23 protein-coding genes are annotated in these 20,163 nt (G+C 50.6%); 7 read left to right on the top strand and 16 right to left on the bottom strand.

The genetic code is table 11. The annotated features are described in order from the left end of the window. Positions 1 to 101 precede the first annotated feature (101 nt). Both ACXYMU_RS16640 and ACXYMU_RS16635 read right to left on the bottom strand, forming a co-directional pair. Complete coding sequence (locus ACXYMU_RS16640) at positions 102 to 554, bottom strand: acyl-CoA thioesterase (RefSeq protein ID WP_458987547.1); 453 nt, start codon at positions 552 to 554, stop codon at positions 102 to 104. Positions 555 to 806: 252 nt separating this feature from the next. Beyond that, positions 807 to 1,244, bottom strand: a complete 438-nt coding sequence (locus tag ACXYMU_RS16635) for a nucleoside deaminase (protein ID WP_458987546.1) — start codon at positions 1,242 to 1,244, stop codon at positions 807 to 809. 342 nt (positions 1,245 to 1,586) lie between these two features. On the opposite strand from ACXYMU_RS16635, the gene ACXYMU_RS16630 reads away from it, so the two are divergent. After that, positions 1,587 to 1,814, top strand: coding sequence for a helix-turn-helix transcriptional regulator (locus tag ACXYMU_RS16630; protein ID WP_458987545.1), 228 nt, complete (start codon positions 1,587 to 1,589; stop codon positions 1,812 to 1,814). Positions 1,815 to 1,990: 176 nt separating this feature from the next. Here the strand turns inward: ACXYMU_RS16630 and ACXYMU_RS16625 are convergent, their stop codons facing one another. Next, a complete protein-coding gene (locus ACXYMU_RS16625) occupies positions 1,991 to 2,719 on the bottom strand; it encodes a helix-turn-helix transcriptional regulator (RefSeq protein WP_458987544.1) in 729 nt (242 codons plus the stop codon). Between the two features lie 312 nt (positions 2,720 to 3,031). On the opposite strand from ACXYMU_RS16625, the gene ACXYMU_RS16620 reads away from it, so the two are divergent. The 4 genes from ACXYMU_RS16620 (at position 3,032) to ACXYMU_RS16605 (ending at position 6,044) form a co-directional block, all read left to right on the top strand. Continuing rightward, on the top strand, positions 3,032 to 3,601 hold the full coding sequence (locus tag ACXYMU_RS16620; protein WP_458987543.1) for a heme NO-binding domain-containing protein: 570 nt from the start codon (positions 3,032 to 3,034) through the stop codon (positions 3,599 to 3,601). A 112-nt stretch (positions 3,602 to 3,713) separates the two neighbouring features. Next, entirely contained in the window at positions 3,714 to 4,190 is a 477-nt protein-coding gene (locus ACXYMU_RS16615; RefSeq protein WP_458987542.1) for a DinB family protein, read from the top strand. Positions 4,191 to 4,502: 312 nt separating this feature from the next. Next, a complete protein-coding gene (locus tag ACXYMU_RS16610) occupies positions 4,503 to 4,907 on the top strand; it encodes a group I truncated hemoglobin (RefSeq protein WP_458987541.1) in 405 nt (134 codons plus the stop codon). Positions 4,908 to 5,048: 141 nt separating this feature from the next. Next, positions 5,049 to 6,044 carry an endonuclease/exonuclease/phosphatase family protein gene (locus tag ACXYMU_RS16605; protein ID WP_458987540.1) on the top strand — a complete coding sequence of 332 codons (996 nt, stop codon included), beginning with the start codon at positions 5,049 to 5,051 and terminating at the stop codon, positions 6,042 to 6,044. 645 nt (positions 6,045 to 6,689) lie between these two features. Here the strand turns inward: ACXYMU_RS16605 and ACXYMU_RS16600 are convergent. From ACXYMU_RS16600 to ACXYMU_RS16545, 12 genes are all read right to left on the bottom strand, one after another. Continuing rightward, the gene (locus ACXYMU_RS16600; RefSeq protein ID WP_458987539.1) at positions 6,690 to 8,948 is read right to left on the bottom strand and encodes a xanthine dehydrogenase family protein molybdopterin-binding subunit; all 2,259 of its coding nucleotides are present in this window, start codon (positions 8,946 to 8,948) and stop codon (positions 6,690 to 6,692) included. Between the two features lie 18 nt (positions 8,949 to 8,966). Further along, the gene (locus ACXYMU_RS16595; RefSeq protein WP_458987538.1) at positions 8,967 to 9,422 is read right to left on the bottom strand and encodes a (2Fe-2S)-binding protein; all 456 of its coding nucleotides are present in this window, start codon (positions 9,420 to 9,422) and stop codon (positions 8,967 to 8,969) included. Between the two features lie 58 nt (positions 9,423 to 9,480). Then, positions 9,481 to 9,978: a cupin domain-containing protein gene (locus ACXYMU_RS16590; RefSeq protein WP_458987537.1), complete on the bottom strand. Its 498-nt coding sequence runs from the start codon at positions 9,976 to 9,978 to the stop codon at positions 9,481 to 9,483. 11 nt (positions 9,979 to 9,989) lie between these two features. Beyond that, positions 9,990 to 11,051, bottom strand: a complete 1,062-nt coding sequence (locus ACXYMU_RS16585; protein WP_458987536.1) for an alpha/beta hydrolase — start codon at positions 11,049 to 11,051, stop codon at positions 9,990 to 9,992. Positions 11,052 to 11,086: 35 nt separating this feature from the next. Then, positions 11,087 to 11,806 (bottom strand): carboxymuconolactone decarboxylase family protein, encoded by a 720-nt coding sequence (locus ACXYMU_RS16580; RefSeq protein ID WP_458987535.1) that lies wholly within the window; start codon positions 11,804 to 11,806, stop codon positions 11,087 to 11,089. 42 nt (positions 11,807 to 11,848) lie between these two features. Continuing rightward, positions 11,849 to 12,478, bottom strand: coding sequence for a flavodoxin (locus ACXYMU_RS16575; RefSeq protein WP_458987534.1), 630 nt, complete (start codon positions 12,476 to 12,478; stop codon positions 11,849 to 11,851). 83 nt (positions 12,479 to 12,561) lie between these two features. Continuing rightward, a complete protein-coding gene (locus ACXYMU_RS16570) occupies positions 12,562 to 13,632 on the bottom strand; it encodes an alpha/beta hydrolase (protein ID WP_458987533.1) in 1,071 nt (356 codons plus the stop codon). 181 nt (positions 13,633 to 13,813) lie between these two features. After that, positions 13,814 to 14,308 (bottom strand): nuclear transport factor 2 family protein, encoded by a 495-nt coding sequence (locus ACXYMU_RS16565; RefSeq protein WP_458987532.1) that lies wholly within the window; start codon positions 14,306 to 14,308, stop codon positions 13,814 to 13,816. A 43-nt stretch (positions 14,309 to 14,351) separates the two neighbouring features. Beyond that, positions 14,352 to 14,738, bottom strand: coding sequence for a nuclear transport factor 2 family protein (locus ACXYMU_RS16560; RefSeq protein ID WP_458987531.1), 387 nt, complete (start codon positions 14,736 to 14,738; stop codon positions 14,352 to 14,354). Next, positions 14,726 to 15,202 (bottom strand): cupin domain-containing protein, encoded by a 477-nt coding sequence (locus ACXYMU_RS16555; protein ID WP_458987530.1) that lies wholly within the window; start codon positions 15,200 to 15,202, stop codon positions 14,726 to 14,728. The genes ACXYMU_RS16560 and ACXYMU_RS16555 overlap by 13 nt, the downstream gene beginning before the upstream one ends. A 58-nt stretch (positions 15,203 to 15,260) precedes the next feature. Next, entirely contained in the window at positions 15,261 to 16,040 is a 780-nt protein-coding gene (locus tag ACXYMU_RS16550; RefSeq protein ID WP_458987529.1) for a hypothetical protein, read from the bottom strand. A 100-nt stretch (positions 16,041 to 16,140) separates the two neighbouring features. Beyond that, on the bottom strand, positions 16,141 to 17,124 hold the full coding sequence (locus ACXYMU_RS16545) for an aldo/keto reductase (RefSeq protein WP_458987528.1): 984 nt from the start codon (positions 17,122 to 17,124) through the stop codon (positions 16,141 to 16,143). Between the two features lie 172 nt (positions 17,125 to 17,296). On the opposite strand from ACXYMU_RS16545, the gene ACXYMU_RS16540 reads away from it, so the two are divergent. Further along, positions 17,297 to 18,193 (top strand): helix-turn-helix domain-containing protein, encoded by an 897-nt coding sequence (locus ACXYMU_RS16540; protein ID WP_458987617.1) that lies wholly within the window; start codon positions 17,297 to 17,299, stop codon positions 18,191 to 18,193. A gap of 112 nt (positions 18,194 to 18,305) precedes the next feature. Here the strand turns inward: ACXYMU_RS16540 and ACXYMU_RS16535 are convergent, their stop codons facing one another. Next, on the bottom strand, positions 18,306 to 18,545 hold the full coding sequence (locus ACXYMU_RS16535; RefSeq protein WP_458987527.1) for a hypothetical protein: 240 nt from the start codon (positions 18,543 to 18,545) through the stop codon (positions 18,306 to 18,308). A 450-nt stretch (positions 18,546 to 18,995) separates the two neighbouring features. Here ACXYMU_RS16535 and ACXYMU_RS16530 point away from each other — a divergent pair, with 450 nt between their 5' ends. Beyond that, complete coding sequence (locus tag ACXYMU_RS16530) at positions 18,996 to 20,162, top strand: sigma-54-dependent transcriptional regulator (RefSeq protein ID WP_458987526.1); 1,167 nt, start codon at positions 18,996 to 18,998, stop codon at positions 20,160 to 20,162. Position 20,163: the final 1 nt, after the last annotated feature.

Genomic DNA, 20,163 nt, shown 5'->3' with positions numbered 1-20,163 from the left:
GCATACCCATACCAAAAGCAAAAAATCCACTGCTAAGCCGGAGCCGCAGCGGATTGATCTCAAGATGCACAGCATAGGTAGGCTGCCTTTTATCTGTAAAATCAGGAAGGAATCTCCTCGTAGTCGATACTTTTAGGTATGCTGGCGAACTTTTCAACCAGATCAGGGGGTAGTACCGTTAATTTACGCTTCTCCACGTCCAGCCAGGCACCGTCTACGGTTACTACTGCGGCCCGCAAGCCATCTTCGCGGTAAACAATATGGCGAATAGACCAGCGGGAACCATCCCGGCGGCTCTTGAAGAGCTCAATGGTTACTTTGATATTCTCGTTGATGCCTATTTCTTTCAGGTACACTAACTCTTCCCGAAACAGGATAGGCCCTACCTTTAAGCTCTGAAAAACTGCGAAGTCAAGTCCCAGGCTATCTAAAACAGCAATGCGGGCCTGCGCTGCAAAATCTGCATAGGCAGAGTGACGCATGTGCATATTTACGTCCAGGTGAGACCACATTACTTTTCCTTCGTAAACGTTATTCATGATGTCGGTTGTCATATTATCTTATTGCTCGCAGATACATTCACCCCTCTACGTATCCGAAGAGCGCACTTAATCCACAGATGATTTAAATGGCTATCCCCCAGCCATTCTTATTATCCCCAAATATAGGATATTCCTTTATAAATGTGGGGTTCACATTAAAAACTTAAGGCACTTGCTATACCTGGCAATAATTTAAAAGTAGTTTGGTATTAGATGGATTATACTAAAAGTAAGTACCGTGCTGTCAGGTTAAAAGTACTGCTCCTATACCCCAATGTCCTCGTTCCATAGCGTTGGCTTTTCCCGGATAAACTGCTGCATCAATTCATAGCAATCCTGCTCGTCCGTCACCACGACTTCAACTCCCTTCGAGCGCAGGTAATTCTCCTCTCCCATAAACGTCCGGTTCTCTGCAACTACCACCTTGGGTATGCCATACAACACGATTGTACCGGAACACATCGGGCACGGCGACAAGGTGGTATACAGCGTACAGGCTTGGTAAACCGAAGCAGGCTGCCTACCAGCATTTTCCAAGGCATCCATCTCTCCATGCAATACCACACTCCCCTCCTGCACGCGCTTGTTATGTCCCCTCCCGATCACCTTGCCTTCATGCACCAGCACAGAACCTATTGGAATGCCTCCTTCGGCATATCCTTTTCTTGCCTCCTCAAAGGCTATTTTCATAAACTCATCCATCCTGTTCAAGCTAATTTAACACCTCTCCTCACGGTAACCTGTAACATATGAAGCACTTGCCTCATTAAAGTGCCAACACCGATATAAGAAGGCAAAATACAACCCTACTGCTAAATTTCAGCTATTTGTCGCCTATAAATATTTAACCGGGGGAAAATCCCCGTGTAACCTTCACAAATGCGAGAGGTATAGATGACACAACCAATATATATTATTTTATAAATATAACATATTTATTTTGCACAAAACCTAAAAAATCATCAGAACTGGGTATTGCTTCTAAGGTCATACATAAAGATATTTGAGAAAAGATTTAATGAAAAGTCACCTTTATTACTTCTTATGAAACAACACTACACAACACACCTGCATCTGGACCAACTGAGCAAACAGGATTGTTCTATAATCGCTTATCTGGCAGATGGCTGCACCCACGAACAAATAGCGGAGCATTGCGGACTAACAACTTCTACGGTAGAGCAGCAACTGGCTAAACTGATGCAAAAGAAAGGAGTAAACCATTCTTACGAACTGATCAGTTGGGCTTACCTGTATGGCTTTCTGAAGTAAGTAATTGCCCGCCGCTTGGCCGGAGCAGTTTCCAAACAGAACCTTAAGTTGGGCTGTACCTGCCCTGCCTACCTCTTGATCGGCCTCAACCGAAGCGTTGATGCGGGGCCTATCCTCTGCTCCTCCCCCTCTTTCAGCGTCCTGCATAGTCAGATGATATCGAAGGCCCGGGCATACTATGTCAGGTCGAAGTAGGCGTTTGTCTCCAGTTTCTTTTTGATGTTCCGGCGGTGTGTCTCGATGGTTGCCACCGAAATGTGCAGGAGGTCGGCAGACTCAGCTGCGGTTTGGCCCAACGCAAGTCCTTTCAGCACTTCCAGTTCCCGTTCCGAAAGCCTGCTGTATTTGTGGTAGTTTGCCCGCAAGAAATTATTCTCCTCCAGCAAGCGCGACACCTTGGAAGTGACATGGTGCAGCGGGTCTATAGGATAGGCCAGGGTGATGGACAACAGGGGCTGTCCCTGCTTGTCGCGCATCAACACTTTTGCCGTGCTCATATGCCAACGCCATGGGCTATTCCGCGATTCACGGACCTGCTGAAAGAAGGACACCACGGCATCATCGTTCTTTTCTACCATGGCCGTAACTTTGGGCAGATAGTCTTGAGCATCCTCGGGGTTAAAAAAAGTAGTGTGGTAATGAGGGCCCAGGGCTTTGATTTTCTCCAGGCTCATCCCTAACTCCCGTTCGCCACGCGGCGAGATGTACTCCACCCGCATCTTCGCTTGCATGTTATGGATGATCACCACGCAGGGTAACTCATCTGCCACGGCATCGATACCCGCTATTTTCTGTTTTATAAGCTCCTCTTGCGGCAATGCTGAAGCATTTGTGTTTGTCGGCTCCCCCGCGGCTTTAAATGTAGGGAGGCGTTGGGATGCTGTCGTAGTCTCTTCTCTTATCATGTTTTTTTATTATTGCATGATTCCCTTTCAAATCCTAAGATATAAAAATATGCATTTGGTAACACAGCACGTCCCGAACAATCTACACAATCTCTTGTGCCTGTTGCTGTGTACTGTAACGGTTCTGCGAAACATCCAAAACCACGCAAGCACCTATCGGCCACACAGTTGCAAAACCAAACTCCGGCATTATATCACATTTAAAGGTGTTCCAGCCTGCCTGTGCCATAAGTTTGTTATTTCCTAAATTGTTTTTTGATTACATTTGCTGCCTTTAGCATCGAATTATTAAGATACCCCAAAAGCAGAAAAATGAAAGAAGTTGACATGCAGGAAGATACCATGCACGGTTCCATATTCGTGTTTCTGAAACGGTTTGTAGAAAGCTCTTACGATTACAGCACCTGGACGAAGATCATGGAGTCTACCGGGATACACAGAACCGGGTACCAGATGCAGGAGTTATACCCAACGCATGAATTAGTGAAGATAGTAGGTGCCGTGTCAGCACTCTCAGGAATGAGCGCCCATGAAGTGCAGGAGAGCTTTGGTAAATTCCTGGTGCCTGACTTGCTCATGATCTATAAAAAATACATCAATCCTTCCTGGCGAACCTTCGACATGATCCTGCACTCCGAGCAATACATGCACGGCGCTGTCAGGAAGCAGGATGACCGTTCGACCCCACCACGCCTGTCCGTAGACAAAGTATCTTCTAAACTGCTGGTGATCGACTATTACTCAAAGCGCCGTATGGCCAGTGTGGCCCTCGGCATCGTAAAAGGTATTGCCCTATACTTCAACGAATCCGACCAGGTAACTGTCCGCACGGTAACGCCGCTAGACGCAGAGCGCGTGCAGTTACGCGTAGAGTTTGCATAGCCAGGCACCGTTCTGCTATTCCGGTGCTGTCCATTCGCCATCACGCAAAGGAAAGCGGTAAATGCATACCATCCTGTAGCTCGCTTCCGTAAAACAGCAAAAAAGCGCAGCGATGGAGCAAGATAAAACTGTACGGGAGCATTTAGTGAAACTTCTGAGAAGTGGCCAGGCTTTCCGGCCAAGAGAAGAGCTTTTGGAAGGAGTCACCCTGCAGGAAGTCAGCCAGAAAGTAGAGGGCCTGCCTTATACCATCTGGCAACTGCTGGAACACCTGCGTATTGCCCAGTATGATATCGTGGACTTTTGCCTCAACCCAAATTACCAGGAGATTGAATGGCCCAACGATTACTGGCCATCGCAGAAAGCGCCCGCGAACCAGCAAGCCCTGGATGAGACCCTACATACGATTGCCGAAGACCTGGAACAAATGATTGCGCTGGTAGAAGACGGGCGCAACGATTTATACGCCCCGATTCCGCACGGCAGCGGCCAGACTTTGTTGCGGGAGGCCATGCTGGTGGCGGAGCACAATGCCTATCACCTGGGTGAGATCGTGGCAGCGCGAAGAATACTTGGGAACTGGAAATAAACGCATCTCTCCATCTGGAAGCTATTTATTTACCAGACTTCCAAAGCATCTCGTCCCCTTTAATGCAGTTGGCTTGCAAGTACCTCCCGCCTTTAAACTTGCTCGCGGCTTGCTGCTATACTCCTTCACTCCCCCGGCACTGTTCTGCCCTCAGTATACGCTGCATCGGCACCTCATTTCTGAAACCGGCTACCCCACGAGTCTATTTAATCCTGTTATTATTCAACCAACTACTTTTTAAACAGTAAACTATATAAACAAGGCAAGCGGAATACCCCAGCCCTATTCCTTAAATCATAAAAACCCATAGGTATGAAAGATACGGATGCATCACACACTGCCCCTTCGTTGTATGAGCGATTAGGCAAAAAAGAGGGCATATCTGCTATTGTGGACGACGTGGTGGAAGCGCACATGAATAACCCGATCGTAAAGGCCCGCTTCCTGCCTTACCGGGATAAGGAAAAGGAAGGTACGCTGAAAGCGGTAAAAGCGCATACAGTCGATTTCTTCTGCAGCGGCACTGGCGGGTTAGAACAGTACACCGGGCGCGACATGCGGACTACCCACCGGGGGATGAACATCAGTGAGCAGGAGTTTATGGCTGTTCTGGACGACATACTGATGGTGTTGGACAAGCACCACGTAGACCCGGACACACGCAAGGAAGTGCTGGCCATCATTTATTCGCTTAAAGACGATGTCATGCATGTATAGACCTATTAGGTAGCTATATGCCTAGCCTGTCAACTAAGAACAAGCAAATCAAAACATACCATCCTCTTGCATTCGTAAGTATAAAACATAAGGTTGAGGCCTCCGCCATGGTGGGCTCGTGCACTATACATACTTACATACATGAAACTGACTCAAAAAATCCTTTATTATACCAGTATCACCCTTGGCACGATGCTAGTGCTTATCACGCTTCTTTCACTTATATATGATGTGCGCTTCTGGTTTCTGAAAGCATTGGATTTCCCGCGGCTGCAGACACTAATCGCGCTGTTGGTGACGCTGGTTTTATTTCTGCTGCTGAACCGGACATGGCACCGATGGGCCTTTGCCCTGCTGGCAGGTATGGGTGTTTCAATTGTCTTACAAGCCTATCATATTTTTCCCTACACTCCGCTGGCGAGCAAGGCTGTTCCGTCAGCTACAGCAGCAAACGAGGCAAACTCCTTTAGCCTGTTGCTTGCAAATGTATGGATGCAAAACAAATCAGCAGCGCAGCTACTGGACATGATTTCGGAGAACCAGCCCGACCTGGTACTGGCCATGGAAACCAACGAGCGCTGGATAAAGCAGCTTCAACCACTCGAAAACCAGTATCCGCACAAGGTGCTTTACCCGCTCGACAATACGTATGGGATGGCACTGTACTCAAAACTGCCCCTGCAAGACACAGAGATAAAATTTCTGAACCATGAGAAGGTTCCCTCCATCCATACCTCCGTTAAGCTGCGCAATGGTAAGCAGTTTGTTTTACACGCTGTGCACCCGGTTCCTCCTAAACCAAGCGAGCACCCCGATAACGTGGGAGAAAAAGAAGTGGCGCTTGTTAAGCTTGGCAAAATAGTGACCAGTCGGCAAGGTCCAACGGTTGTGGCCGGCGATTTCAACGATGTGGCTTGGTCTAAAACATCCAAACTTTTTGGCCAAAGCAGCAGGCTGCATGATGTGCGGATAGGCAGAGGCCTCTACAACTCATTTGATGCAACCTCTTTTATTTTCCGCTGGCCACTCGATCATGCCTATGTTTCCGGGGAATTTAAGGTAATTGAGTTAAAACGTTTTCCGGCATTCGGCTCTGATCATTTCCCCATTTATCTACACCTCTCCTTCGTACCATAATCAACGATCAAGGCATTTCAAGCCTGCGAAAAGAGCGTTTGGTCGCGCTTAAAAAAGATGAGGGTGTGGTCTTAAGAAAACCTCTGTTTAAGGTAGTGCAACAGGGTATGGACTGAAGAGAGGAATGGCTATGCCAAAGATCCCCTGTTAGTACAGGGAGGTACCCAAGGGCACCACCAGATACATACTTGCTTGTGATAGCTGGCCCTTCGTATCAGTCAGCAACATTGCCTGTCTAAAACGTACTCAGGCCTGGAACAAGCCATGCAACTATAGGATCTTTCCAGAACTCTTTTAACCGGCATCTCTTGCATCAGGTCGCTTTTGAAACAGGACGAGTCAGTACAAAATCTCAGGACATTATCTGTTCACACTCTCTGCTCTATAGCAAAGTACACGCTATGGTATACTGTCGGTGGCCACCAAGCTGTCGGCGGCGGCTATAGAGGTATCGCTCATCATCACGCCCATCGAGCCAAGGGTGTCTGATGTTGGCGGAGGGGTGGTACTGTTCACGGTTTCGGTGCTAGCGGCATCAACGTCAGTTTATGTGCTGTTTCCGCAGGCAGTGAAAAGGCCGCAGAAAGCAAGGGCCATCAAAATCTTTCTCATAGGAGTGTGTTTTCTTCTTACGTATTGTTGCCCTTACACCAGCGGCTGCTTGCCCTGTAGGAACGGTTGGGTATACTCCCGTTGGCCCGTCGCCTTGTACAGCGCGTTTGCCAACGCTGCGAAAATGGGCGGAAACAATGGTTCGCCCAAACCAGTGGGGTTCTCCTCGCTTTTCACAAAATGCACCTCAATCGCTTTTGGGGCTTCGCTGTGCCGGATCATGCGGTAGGTGTCAAAGTTCTTTTTCTGGGGCACGCCCTCCTCAAAGGTCATCTCGCCATACAAAGCATTTCCTATACCATCAATGATGCCCCCTTCCGCCATGTTGGTGGCCGCATCCGGGTTTACCACCACACCGCAGTCAACGGCGGCATATACTTTGTCCACTACCGGCTTATCCCCTTTCATCGACAAGTCTAGCACCTCGGCCACATACGTGTTATGGCAGAAATAGGCTGATACGCCCCGGTGCTCCCGCTTGCCTGACTTATCCCAACCGGACTTATCGCGCACCAGTTTCAGGACGCCCGCATACCGGTCCGGGTCGTAATCATTCCGCTCTCCCACAGGCTTGTTTTTGGCGCGCTCCAGCAACTCCAGCCTGAATGCAATCGGATCCTTCCCTGCCAGTTCGGCCACTTCATCCAGAAACGACTGCTCAACACCCCCCAGAAAATTGGAACGGGGCGCCCGAAATGCGCCAATGGTGATGTTCGAGTTCAGCTCCCATTCTTCAGCCTGGTAGTTGTCCACGGCACCGGCCGGAAAGCGGTTTTGGGCAAACCCCAGCGGACTTTCCGGTATACCACCGGCCTTCAACTGGTAGGCGACCATGTTGTTGTTCTCATCCAGGGCCGCTTTATACGTGGCGGTGTAGGTAGGCCGGTAAATTCCGTAGGTCATGTCATCCTCGCGGGTATAGATTAGCTTTACCGGAGCCTGCACTTTCTGTGAAATGACCGCTGCCTCCACCAAGTGGTGACCGTAAGCCCGCTGCCCAAATCCGCCCCCCATGCGAGCCAACCGAATTTGGATGTTTTCCTTGGCCATACCCAAGCGGGAAGCGAGCGCTTGCATAATAGACTCCGGTGCCTGTATCGGGGCAACTATTTCCGCTTTTTCTGCCGTTACGTGGGCAAAACAGTTCACCGGCTCCATGCAGTTGTGCGCCAGGAAGGGAGCGGTATAGGTTCGCTCAATCACTTTGGTAGCCTTCCGGAAGACGCCTTCCGGATCTCCGTCTTTACGCAGTACTTTGCCAGGCTTTTTAGCCATTTCAGCCATCTTGGCTCTGTGCCCGTTAGTGCTCTCCAAACCGGCGGGTACCGTAACGGACTGCTGGTTGCCGCCCCAACCCGCTACCGTTATCGTAGCGTCGGCTGCCTTCTCCCAAGCTACTTTCAGGGCCTTTTTGGCGTTCATAACTTCCCACGTGGTAGTGCCCACCACCGCCACCAACTCCGTGAAACTGGTGGTGTCGAAGCTGTTCCGGATGTAATCGTCGGTCAACGTTTTGATGACGAACACATCCCTGATGCCGGGCATGAACTTCACGGCGCTGTCATCCACTGATTTCACCTTCAGGCCGAAGGCAGGCGGATGGACGATCATGGCAATCAGCATGCCCTCCTGCTTGTGGTCCAGGGTGAACAGGGGTTTACCGGTCACGATGTTCATACCTTCCACATTCAGTTTCGAGTGGCCGATGATCTTGAAATCACCCACATTTTTCAAAGGCACCTCCTCCGGCACCGGAAGGCCCGCAGCCTGCGATGCGATCTCGCCATACCCCGCTTCTTTGCCGCTCCCCTTGTGGTGCAGCACGCCGCCCTTCGTGGTGATTTCATCGGCAGGCACCTGCCAGGCTTGCGCCGCTGCCTGAATGAGCATGTGCCGCGCAGTAGCCCCGGCGGTGCGCAGCGGTTTCCAGGCCATCTGCATGGCCAGGCTACCCCCTGTAAACTGACGGTCATACCGCTCCGGGTAAAAATCAGCCTGCTCCACGATCACGTTTTTCCAGTCTATATCCAGCTCCTCGGCCAGCATCATCGGCAGCGATGTTTTTACATTCGATCCAAACTCGGGGTTGGGGGCCATGAGGGTCACCACGCCGTTGTCTCCGATCTTTATATAGCTGTTGAGCTCAAACCACGCTTTCGGCAGGTTCGACACCTCTTCCGGGGTGGGCTTGCACCCGGCCAGCCAGCTAAAACTGAGCATCATACCCCCACTGGCAAGCGCTGACACTTTTAAAAAGGCTCTTCTGTTTATCGTTCTGTTTCCTGATGTCATGGCTCGAAGGTTAGGCGGTTAAGACTGAGCGGCAGATTTGATTGCCGCCTTGATGCGCAGGTAAGTAGCACAGCGGCAGATGTTGCCGTTCATCCCCGACGCGATGTCGGCATCGGTAGGTGATGAATTATTTTTGAGCAAGGCTGCCGCGTTCATGATCTGCCCTGCCTGGCAATAGCCGCACTGCGCCACATCGTGCTCCAGCCACGCTTTCTGCACCGGGTGGTCTCCGTTTTCAGACAGCCCCTCGATGGTGGTAATGGACTTGCCCTCTACGGATGCTACCGGCAGCACGCAGGAACGGATGGCGTTGCCGTCCAGGTGAATGGTGCAGGCACCGCATTGCGCCATGCCGCAGCCGAATTTGGTGCCCACCAGGTTCAGGTGATCACGCAGCACCCACAGCACGGGTGTGTTGGGGTCCACGTCGACCACTTGCTTCTTTCCGTTCACATTCAGGTTGATCTTTGCCATGGCGTTATCGTTTAGGTATGTCTAATATCGCTCCTTTTCATCAGAAATGGGGCATGTTTCAAAAGTTCTTCTGCCTGTTATATACTTCATCTGTTACCGGCTCCAGCCAAACCGTGGGCCCGTTTTCCCTTCCGGTGATGGCGATTTGTATAAACGCACTATCCGCACTTGCGCCGTGCCAATGGGGCACATTCGCCGGGCATTTCACCACATCACCCTTCGAAAGCACTTTCTTTGGGCTTCCTTTCTCCTGGTAATACCCCTCCCCTTCGATCGCCAGAATTATTTGCCCCGCCGAGTGCGAATGCCAGTTCGTCCGGGCACCGGGCTCAAAGGTGACACTTCCTACTGCATTCGGGTTGACACTATCTGCCTGCACCAACATGGTGAGGTAGGCATTGCCGTTAAAATTGCTGTTTTCAATCTTATCGCCCTTCGGGAAAATGGTTGCTTTGTCTGAATCCAAACCCACGGAGGTTGCTGCTCTGTTTTGCTGTGCACAGGAAGTTGCCAACAGGCCGGCAAGGAGGAGTAGGACGAGGTTTCTAAACTTCATTATGCTGCGCATTAAAGGTTATTCTGGTAAAAGCTGGTCAGTTTATTTACCGCCTGCGACACGTATTCTGGTTTCCAGTAGGTCTGGATATGGGTGGCGCCCTCGATCAGAAACAGCTCCTTATGCCTGGCGTTGGTGGCTTTCTGGTAGGCATCCTCCGTTATATAGTTTGTATCGGATTTGCTTCCTGCAATCATCAACAGGGGCTGGTTGATTAGGTCCATGTTGGTGCTGGTGTCAAAGGTCATCAGATCCATCAGGCTGCTCATGGTATACCTGAACGTGGAGTTAGGGTGTGCGTGCGTTCTGTGGTAATAATAGTGGCCTTCGCGGTACAGGTCATAGGGCATTTTGTCTGCCATCTCATCTGTTATCTCGGTGTTGGCAGCGTAAAGCACTTCTCCTCCGGCTGCTTCCTGTGCCCTCGCTTCTGAGGCTTGCTTCAAGCGTTCCTGTATGGTGGAAAGCTGCGAGTCCTGAAACCCGTTTCGCCTAACGACACCTGAGTTAAACATGCTCACCGTGGCAATAGCCTTAAACCGCTTGTCGGCTTGCGCTGCCTTTAAAGCGTACCCTCCTCCGCCACAAATGCCAAGCAAGCCCAGACTTTCGGTATCCACGCCTTTGTATCCCGAAATAAAGTCTCCCATGGCGTGTATATCCTCAATCCGGTTCGCGGGTTTGTCTACGTTTCGGGGCATACCCCCGCTGGCTCCCTGATAGGCTGCATCTGCCGCTATCGTGATATACCCTTGTTCTGCTAGCCGTTGGGCGTAAAGGCCCGCTACCTGTTCTTTAACGCCTCCGTTGGGATGCGCGACGACTATAGCCGGGTATTTCTGCTTTGCATTGTAATGGGGCGGTGTATAAACATTCGCAGCGATGGTTATGCCGTTAATTTTATAGGTTACCGGATGAATATTTACCTTGCCCTTTACATTCTCGGTGATGGCCCCGGCATATACCAGGGTATACGGGTTTTGGGTAGTTGCCTTTTTGGGAGCCTGTGCCTCTACCCTGTCTAAAGTAACTACTGACAATGCTAAACCGATGATCAACGCTAAACTTTTCATATTTTCATATTTTCATTTTAAAACTTTCTGCGCACTTAGCGGCTTTTGAGTACTTCATCCAACACAGCTTGCGCCACTTTCCCTTCGTTTTTTCCTACAGTGGATGCTACGATACCAACGAATTGCTGCAACTGTTCGGGTGAGTAGCCCACATTCAGGCAAATGTTGAAATGCCCTCGCAGCATCGGCTCCACGCCGCCCATACTGCTGAGCGCCGAGATGGTCACCAGTTCTCTTTCGGAGTAGTTCAACACATCACGCTCAAAAAGATCGGCAAACAGGTGCTCTTTAAGGAAAACCTCTATCTCAGGGGAGAAAGCCGCATACCCTGTTTTGGGTCCGTCTTGCGGTGCTCCTGTCAGTTCTCCCAAAACCGCCTTTCCCCTCTCATATTTGCTACGCTCCTCTTTGATCGGGGAGGCTTCCGGGCCCCATACATCTTGGATGCCTTTTGCCTTGCGCTCATCCAAGACGGTCATCAGGGTTTGCAGTCCGCGGATACTACGCGGAAACCCACTGTAAGCATAGAGGTGCACAAGGGCCTCTTTTAATTCATTAACCGTCAACCCGGCATCCAGTCCCTTATTTAAGGCAGGTTTCAGGCGTTGAAGTTCCCCTCTGGCAGTAAAGGCCGCTATCGGTATAAGGCTTTTCTGTTGCTTGGTCAGGGGTTGATTTTGTGCGCTGGCTTGGAAGGAAATCCCCAAAAACATAGCTGCCATCAAGAGGAAATATGTATTACTGCGTCTATTCATTTCTTAACTTTTGCTGAATTTAGTTCAGTATGAGGCAAGGGTTTACAGTACCCGGATGCTATGGAGCCATTCTATTACCATGGTCCGTGCTTCTGACCTTCTGTCTCCTTTTATGGCGAGGAGTATGCCGTCTCTTTCCAGGCCGCCTTTCATGGATAAGCCTTTGAGGATGTTGGCATCAGGGCACAAGTCCTTTACCGTCTCAAAGCTGCTTCCGACACCGTATCCTCCGTTGGTGTTGAAGGGAATCACTGTTTTGCCGCTTAAATCGTGATTGTGCAAAAAGCTTTTCATGGGCGGCGGCAACTGCATGTCCCAGGTAGGGAAGCCTACGAAAATAGTGTCGTACTCCTGGATGTTCGCTATTTTAGTCTTGAGAGGGGGCAAATAACCTGTTTCGTTTTCGCTATGCACCTGCGCTACGATGGCCTTGTAATTTTCCGGGTATGGCGTTTCCAGTTCCAGCGCTACCAGGGTGCCGCCTACCTGCTCCTGTATGATTTCCGCAATAGCCTTGGTGTTGTTTGTCCGCGACAGGTATATAATCAGGATATTTTCAGTCTTTGGGCCTTCCGTAACTTCAGGAGGTTGGCCACTCTGTGCATGCGTACACGCCGACAGCATACATACCGCTGCGCTTACCATTACCCAAAGTCTTGCTATCCTTTTCATGATTATTCTATTGGCCTCTCTTGTAAAGGTCCAAAAAGCAAAGGAAACTTGTTGTAGACAGATTACTGAAATGCCTACCAATATTAATTATCCAACGCTTTTTCTTTCAGCCATCTGGCCAGTAAGTCCGCTACCGCACCGTTGTTTAAGTCCGACATCGGGAAGTGCGTATTGCCTTTTAAGCCAACGTCAGGCAGGTAAACCAGCGTAACCTCCCCGCCGTGCCTATTCACTGTATCCCGCCATTGCCTGGCCATGGCATACGCCGCACGCCATTGCTCCTGGCCAGGGTACTCAACAGGCTGTTCCGGTATATAGTCGCCATAGTAGATGACAATCGGGATCTTTGTCAGGCGCATAAACTCAGAGGTAGGAACACCTCTGGCACTTAGGCTGCCACCCAAATAGGGTATGGGTTTAGGCACCTCACCCTCAGGAAACACAAAGTTACTGCCCGGCTCATAGGCTGCAATGGCTTTTATGTTGCTGTTCTTCAGGGCCGCGAGCCATCCCTGCCCGCCACTGTGCGAGTGGGTTACCAGCACACCCGGGCCTATTTTGTCGAACAGTGCCGACACCGCGTCAATGTTTAGTGCTATATCCAATGGCCCCGTGTCTGGCGTTATCTGGCGGTAAAACTGGTTCAGGGCTTCGGGGTCTTTCGAGAACTGCACACCCGGAAAAAATTCCCGCCCAATGCCGAGCCGGAAGATACCGAACCAGAGTTGATCATCGGGTGCTGCCGTGACTGTAGTGGGTTTTGTGCTGCGGCCCGCCTTGCCCCGCCGTGGCTGGTCGATGAGGTATACCGGGAAGCCGCGGCGCAGGAAAATATTCTGAAAGCCTTCCCGCCCGTCGGGCGTGGTTTCCCAGGTCCTGGCCGACTGCCCATACCCATGCCAGAACACCAAGGGCAGTTCTCTCGCTTTCTCGGGGACTTGATAAAAGATAGAGGCATGGTCACCGTGCAGGGTCTGGCCCTCCGATGCCTGGTTTGCCGGGTTAAATGCCCCATGCGCAATCGGGTCGAAGGTGCCGGGAGCCGTCACCACCGTGCCGGCCACCGCAAAGCTGCCTTGTTCCTGAATCACCAGCGGCTCCTTGCCTGTGCCCTCTTTCAAGGATACACAGCCTGCCATACTCGCAGCGGCCATCAGGTATAATAAAGTATAACAGGTATTACGAATCAGTATTTTCACGCTATCAGATATTTCCCCCGGTTAGCAGTCTCTTTTACAGTCCTCTGCCGATTGACTTATAGGATCTGCCACTGCCTACTTTGTTATATTCCAGCAATTCTGGCTTCTTCTGAAGCTCAGGCTATTGCCTAAATTCCTAATGCTTAATGCTATGCGTGTCCCGCACACTGCTGAACGTCAGGCCCAACAGTTTCCAGCCATCTGCTTGCTTTTTGTAGACCTCGGTAACCGTAAATTCATTCGACACCTCCTGGCCCCGAACCACAGCCTGTAATGTAATGCGGTTCCAGAGGATGGCTGTGTCATCAATAAACTCTACCGCCACATCGTGCACATCGGCATTCTTATACCATATACTTCCGGATTTAATGATCTCAAGCTCCTCGTCTTTCTTCCAGGTTCCGCTCATGTGCACAAACTTGGACTTGTCGTGGAAGAGCTTGGCAAGCTTGTCCACGTTCTTATCTGCCATCCATTGCCATTTGTCTTTGGAAAGCGCCATGAGTTCCTGCTCTGCTTTGGGGCCAACCGCTGTAGCCGTGCTATGGTTGTTTTGAGAGAGGTTATTTTGGGAAGCGCATGACCCAAGAACGCTCACAACTAAGAAGAGTCCGATAATTAATATTCTCATTTGCCTTGTTGTTAAGTAGTTATAAATTTTAGATTCTATTAATTTATTCCTCGCGGGTCATCAGTTTGGTGAACGACAGGGAACCTAACTTCCAACTGCCGTTTTCCTGCACATACACCTCCGTCACCATAAAAGGGTTGGTCACCTCATTGCCCCCGACCACGGCCAGCAGCGTGATCCTGTTTAACAAGATAGCCGTGTTGCCCATCACCTTCACCGACGCTTCATGGATATCTGTTTGCTTATAATGGATACCACCGCTCTTGATGATGTCGAGTTCCCGGTCTTTCCCCCAACTTCCTCCCATATGCACAAACACAGATTTTTCGTGGAAGAGATTGGCCAAGGTGTCCACATTTTGGTCAGCCATCCACTGCCATTTTTCCTTTGATAGCGTAAAAAGTTCCTGTTCTTCATCTATAGCATCCATTTCATGGGGGTGATGCCGCGGTATTCCTCCTCACTTACCCTTTGCAGCCACTTGGTCTTCCCTTTTCGAGCAGGTGAAACCGCCACATACGCGAATGTGCTTTTCGGTGCGGCCGCGTGCCAGTGCTCCACCCCCGGGAGGCTCTTGATGACATCCCCCTTCTGGACGGTTTGTGCCGGCTTGCCTTTTTCCTGGTAGTAGCCGGTGCCTTCAGTAATAAGAAGAATTTGCCCGCCCGGATGAATGTGCCAGTCTAGCTTGGAAGCGGGTGCATAGGTGGCTGCAGCAATGCTGAAGTTAAAGTTTTTATAAGGTTCATTTAATTCATTGAGCCAGATAGTCCCGGTATAATTAGCTGTGTTCTTGCCTATCTCACCTTTCGGAAACACGGGACTATCCTGCGCCTTTACCTGGGTAAAAAGAGCGGAGGCGAGCAAAACAGGTATAAATAGTATTCTTTTCATGGCATTTTAGCTAGGTGTTCGTTTCGGTTATTGTTGTAAGGTATAACTGCAGCACTGTTCACAGAAAGGGCGGCTTCGGTACATAATCATGTTTGAACGAATACACGAGGCTCAGGCTCCAGATAAAGTCTTTGTCACCTGGTATGGTGGTCTGGATGGTTTTGTTCACAAGGCATGTTAAGGACAGGGGCACGTTTTCTTTGGCCAGCGTAAAAACAGAAGTCAAGTACTTCCCGTCCTTCCCATCCTGGTTGAGATAAAACACCTGTGGGTTTACCCGGGCATAAAACCGATGCGCAAGAGGTATATGAGAGAAGTTGGCGTTAAGCGTAATGAAATGCGTGTTCTTTACAGTCCCGTCGTCAATACCTCTGGAGTAAAGGTAATAGCCGCCAACGCTGCTGTTTTTCCCCACAAAATAACTGGGCGCCAGCTCACCGGCCAGATAGCGCCGCGCCACAATGTTTTCGGAGGGAACCCTGTTGATTGACAGCGGGGTGGACCTGAAGTTCAGGCCCAGGTGCGCCCCGGTGTTCATGCGAAACCGGCCTTGATTAACTAATTTTGCCCTGCCCCAAAAAAGCATGGTCCACGGTTTGCCATCCAGGCCAAACCGTATATCAGGGTCAAAGGAAAACCGTTCCCCGCCAAGTGACGCAAGCAACAAGACAGCCGGTTTTCCCAAAGAAAAACTGGGCACCAGCGAGATGCCGTTGTTCGTAATGCTGGCAGCGCCCGAAAAGTGGTAACTCGTTTTGGCACTATCAGCCGTTTGCGCAAAAGCCGTCAGCGCAAGGCTTGTAAATAGGAAGACTAAAAGAAGGTATTTTATTTTCATCAATTCATCTGTTTCACTAAAGATCGCCGTACCAGTACGCGGCCGTAACGCCACTGTCCATCAGGAAGTCGCTGTTTCCCTTTTCAGCAGTTCAGTTATCCTACCGGTTCACCATTTTTTGCATCTGCTCGGGATAGCGGTTGCCCTGAATGTCAAATCTGGCAACTGCCTCACCGATTTTCGTTAAGTCACTGGTAGGAAGTGTGAGGGCTGCTGCCCCTAGGTTCTCTTCCAGGCGGTGTAATTTGGTGGTGCCCGGTATCGGTACGATCCACGGCTTTTGCGCCATCAGCCAGGCGAGGGCAATTTGGGCCGCCGTTGCCTTCCGCTCATTTGCCAGTTTACCCAGCAGGCCAACCAAAGCCTGGTTAGCCTTTCGGTTGTCTTCAGAAAAGCGGGGGACAATGTTGCGGAAATCACTTTTGTCGAAAGCGGTATTCTCATCAATTTTACCGGTGAGAAAACCTTTTCCTAAAGGGCTAAAGGGAACAAAGCCAATCCCGAGCTCTTCCAGGGTGGGCAGGATTTCCTGCTCAGGTTCCCGCCACCAGAGGGAATACTCGCTTTGCAGGGCAGTTACCGGTTGCACGGCATGCGCATTCCGAATGGTCGCGGCGCCTGCTTCTGAAAGCCCAAAGTGCTTCACTTTCCCCTCCTGTATCAATCCTTTCACGGCACCGGCCACCTCTTCTATCGGCACGTTGAGGTCAACGCGGTGCTGGTAGAACAAGTCAATTACGTCTGTTTTTAAGCGCCGGAGCGAAGCCTCAGCCACCGCCCTGATGCTTTCGGGGCGACTGTCCAGCCCCAGGACTGTTTGGCCTTCCCTGAAACCGAATTTTGTGGCAATCACCACGTTGCTGCGAAAAGGCTTTAAGGCTTCGCCGAGCAGTTCCTCGTTGGTAAAAGGTCCGTATGCTTCCGCCGTATCAAAAAAAGTGACGCCTTTTTCGTAGGCGGCACGAATCAGTTTAACAGCCTCCTGCTTGTCTGTTGCAGGGCCATACCCAAAGCTAAGCCCCATACAGCCCAGACCAAGCGCTGATACTTCCAGGCCACTTTTTCCTACTATTCTCTTTTGCATCGTTTATACCTGATAATGGTTCACTCTTTCAACTACACAAAGGTCCTGGTTTCCTGCAAGCCAATTGGTATACAGATTACGGGTATCGTTACCATTATTACTTATTGGGATGGGTATATGAGGCAAGGAATGTATAAAACGTTACTTTTGAATGACAACGCACAGTATGGATATGGAGAACATCAGACGATTCGAGACAGTCAGCGACTACAACGCATTCAACAACAACGAGACGCTGCACCCGCTGGTGAGTGTGGTGGATTTGTCGAAGGCAAGCCCCCGGCAGGCCTCTAACATGTATTTTGGGTTTTATACCATCTTTCTGAAGGAAGTCAACTGCGGAAATCTGCGGTATGGCCGGCATACTTATGACTACCAGGAAGGCACGCTGGTGTTTATCGCGCCGGGACAGGTGGTGAGCGTGGACAACACGGGCGAGACGTACCAACCGAAAGGCACTGCGCTTATCTTCCATCCCGATCTGATTCACGGAACGCCCCTCGGGCGGCACATGCAGGACTATACCTTCTTTGGCTACCAGTCGAACGAGGCCCTGCATTTATCAGAGCGCGAGCGCAAGATCATACTGGATTGCCTTTCGAAGATCGAGTATGAGCTAAAGCATGCCATCGACAAGCACAGCAAAAGACTGATTGTGTCCAACATTGAGCTGTTCCTGAACTACTGCATCCGTTTTTACGACCGCCAGTTCATCACCCGCGATACTGCACACAAAGGCGTTTTGGAGAAGTTCGAGGGTTTGCTGAACGATTATTTCACATCCGACAAACCGCAAACGGTAGGTTTGCCTTCCGTGAGTTACTGTGCGGAGGCGTTAAACCTCTCGGCCAACTATTTTGGCGACCTGATCAAAAAAGAAACAGGAAATACCGCTCAGGAATACATCCAGACGAAAGTAATTGACCTGGCGAAGGAGAGAATGTTTGAGCCCGGAAAATCGGTCAGCGAAATTGCCTATGCCCTGGGCTTTAAGTACCCGCAGCATTTCAGCCGCTTGTTTAAGCAGCGCGTGGGCCATACGCCCAACGAGTACCGCACCATGAGCTAACAGCAAAGGCACCAACAGGTATAACCTGTAAAATTGGTAGGGAATACCGTAATACTGGTAAAAGCTTTCGGACACGGACAGCTAATTTTGTCGTGTTATGTTATGCGCTGGTCTACTGAAAAGGCTGGACGCTCCTTTTCACGCTCAAAAGCGGTAATGCATGCAGGCTTTCCTTTTTCGCTCCCTCACGCTTATCCTTATGCGCAGCATCTGGGTATGTGCCGCCTTTCCTTCCGTGGTCCCGGACACGCCCAAAGTACATTTGCCTGCTCAGCAGCTCCGGACCTGCCCGGACGGCAGGCGCTGTGCCTTTGCCGAAGAACTTCGGCCATACCCTCAACTCTTTCAGCATCGACTACCTACCAGCCGAACCTCCCCCGGAAGTTGTCCTATACCGTTTCCAAGTCAGCGGGAGGCTTAGTTAGCGGCCAACACTAAAGTGCCCAAGTGCCGGTCGCTTAACCTGAAGATGACCTATTGGCTGAACATATAAGTTGATTTGCGGTTAGCCGCTTTTCTCCCCCCTCAATAGGGCACTGTTTCATTCGCATTTTTTCTAACGCCGGTTTTCAAAATCGCGTCAACCCATGAGGTTGCTCGATTCTACCTTGACGTTTTTGCAAAGCCCTATCATGGAGTCAGAAACAACCGCTAGTCCCGCCGGTATGAGGTAGTGCGTAAAATTGTCAGTACATTAGAGTTGATTTGCATCGTCGCGGGTGCTTTTCCGTAAAAGCGTACGGACGCCTTGACAAGGCAACGATTTATCTCTATACTTATCCTGACAACCACACATAAAACTATGCCCAAATTATTGATTGTTGATGATGAACGGGCCATCCGGAGCACCCTGAAAGAAATCCTGGAGTTCGAGAATTATACCGTAGACGAAGCGGAAGACGGCGAAAAAGCGCTGCAACTGCTCAATAAAACCAGGTACGACGCAGTGCTCTGCGACATCAAGATGCCGGGTATGGACGGCATCGAAGTGCTGGAGAAGGCCATGGTAACTTCCCCAGATACACCTTTTATCATGATATCAGCCCATGGCACCATTGACACAGCTGTGGAAGCCACTAAAAAAGGTGCCTATGATTTTCTGCAGAAGCCACCCGACCTGAACCGCCTGCTGGTAAGCGTACGAAATGCCCTGGACAAATCGAGCTTGGTGACGGAGACAAAGATTCTGAAGAAAAAGATCTCTAAAACCTATGAGATGGTGGGCAGTTCAGCCGCACTTGGCCGCGTGAAAAGTGCCATTGAGAAAGTGGCCCCGACGGATGCGCGTGTACTGATTACCGGCCCGAACGGCTCGGGCAAGGAACTGGTGGCCCGTGCCATCCATGAGAACAGCAACCGCAGTAACGGCCCGCTGGTTGAGGTAAACTGTGCCGCCATACCCAGCGAGCTGATAGAAAGCGAACTGTTTGGCCACGAGAAAGGCTCTTTTACCTCAGCGGTGAAGCAACGCATCGGGAAGTTTGAGCAGGCCAATGGGGGCACCCTGTTTCTTGATGAGGTGGGGGATATGAGCTTATCGGCCCAAGCCAAAGTGCTGCGGGCACTGCAGGAGCATAAGATCACGCGCGTGGGCGGCGACAAAGACATTCAGGTGGATGTACGCGTGGTGGCCGCCACGAACAAAAACTTGCTGGAGGAGATTGAAGCCAAAAACTTCCGCGAAGACTTATACCACCGGCTTGGTGTTATACTGGTGCATGTGCCGCCGCTAAACGATCGCCGCGAAGATATTCCGGACCTGGCGAAGAAGTTTTTGAACGACATCGCCAACGATTACGGCAACAAACCCAAAACCATCACCCCGGACGCCATTAAGTATCTGCAGGAGCTGGACTGGCGGGGGAATGTGCGCGAGCTGCGCAACGTGGTTGAGCGCCTCGTGATTATGAGCGGACCCGAGATCTCGCTGGAGGACGCGAAGGCCTATGCGCGCCCTGTGGTCTCGTAAC

It is taken from the genome of Pontibacter sp. CAU 1760 (genome assembly GCF_054482735.1).
This window is presented reverse-complemented; position numbering and strand designations above follow the sequence as displayed.

Coding starts and splice junctions, on each gene's coding strand:
- ACXYMU_RS16585 (WP_458987536.1), bottom strand. CDS start 11,051: ATGAAAAGTTTAGCGTTGATCATCGGTTTAGCATTGTCAGTAGTTACT.
- ACXYMU_RS16560 (WP_458987531.1), bottom strand. CDS start 14,738: ATGGATGCTATAGATGAAGAACAGGAACTTTTTACGCTATCAAAGGAA.
- ACXYMU_RS16615 (WP_458987542.1), top strand. CDS start 3,714: ATGGAGCAAGATAAAACTGTACGGGAGCATTTAGTGAAACTTCTGAGA.
- ACXYMU_RS16625 (WP_458987544.1), bottom strand. CDS start 2,719: ATGATAAGAGAAGAGACTACGACAGCATCCCAACGCCTCCCTACATTT.
- ACXYMU_RS16565 (WP_458987532.1), bottom strand. CDS start 14,308: ATGAGAATATTAATTATCGGACTCTTCTTAGTTGTGAGCGTTCTTGGG.
- ACXYMU_RS16610 (WP_458987541.1), top strand. CDS start 4,503: ATGAAAGATACGGATGCATCACACACTGCCCCTTCGTTGTATGAGCGA.
- ACXYMU_RS16605 (WP_458987540.1), top strand. CDS start 5,049: ATGAAACTGACTCAAAAAATCCTTTATTATACCAGTATCACCCTTGGC.
- ACXYMU_RS16600 (WP_458987539.1), bottom strand. CDS start 8,948: ATGACATCAGGAAACAGAACGATAAACAGAAGAGCCTTTTTAAAAGTG.
- ACXYMU_RS16535 (WP_458987527.1), bottom strand. CDS start 18,545: ATGCTGAAAGAGTTGAGGGTATGGCCGAAGTTCTTCGGCAAAGGCACA.
- ACXYMU_RS16590 (WP_458987537.1), bottom strand. CDS start 9,978: ATGAAGTTTAGAAACCTCGTCCTACTCCTCCTTGCCGGCCTGTTGGCA.
- ACXYMU_RS16550 (WP_458987529.1), bottom strand. CDS start 16,040: ATGAAAATAAAATACCTTCTTTTAGTCTTCCTATTTACAAGCCTTGCG.
- ACXYMU_RS16555 (WP_458987530.1), bottom strand. CDS start 15,202: ATGAAAAGAATACTATTTATACCTGTTTTGCTCGCCTCCGCTCTTTTT.
- ACXYMU_RS16575 (WP_458987534.1), bottom strand. CDS start 12,478: ATGAAAAGGATAGCAAGACTTTGGGTAATGGTAAGCGCAGCGGTATGT.
- ACXYMU_RS16540 (WP_458987617.1), top strand. CDS start 17,297: ATGGAGAACATCAGACGATTCGAGACAGTCAGCGACTACAACGCATTC.
- ACXYMU_RS16595 (WP_458987538.1), bottom strand. CDS start 9,422: ATGGCAAAGATCAACCTGAATGTGAACGGAAAGAAGCAAGTGGTCGAC.
- ACXYMU_RS16530 (WP_458987526.1), top strand. CDS start 18,996: ATGCCCAAATTATTGATTGTTGATGATGAACGGGCCATCCGGAGCACC.
- ACXYMU_RS16635 (WP_458987546.1), bottom strand. CDS start 1,244: ATGGATGAGTTTATGAAAATAGCCTTTGAGGAGGCAAGAAAAGGATAT.
- ACXYMU_RS16620 (WP_458987543.1), top strand. CDS start 3,032: ATGAAAGAAGTTGACATGCAGGAAGATACCATGCACGGTTCCATATTC.
- ACXYMU_RS16570 (WP_458987533.1), bottom strand. CDS start 13,632: ATGGCCGCTGCGAGTATGGCAGGCTGTGTATCCTTGAAAGAGGGCACA.
- ACXYMU_RS16640 (WP_458987547.1), bottom strand. CDS start 554: ATGACAACCGACATCATGAATAACGTTTACGAAGGAAAAGTAATGTGG.
- ACXYMU_RS16630 (WP_458987545.1), top strand. CDS start 1,587: ATGAAACAACACTACACAACACACCTGCATCTGGACCAACTGAGCAAA.
- ACXYMU_RS16545 (WP_458987528.1), bottom strand. CDS start 17,124: ATGCAAAAGAGAATAGTAGGAAAAAGTGGCCTGGAAGTATCAGCGCTT.
- ACXYMU_RS16580 (WP_458987535.1), bottom strand. CDS start 11,806: ATGAATAGACGCAGTAATACATATTTCCTCTTGATGGCAGCTATGTTT.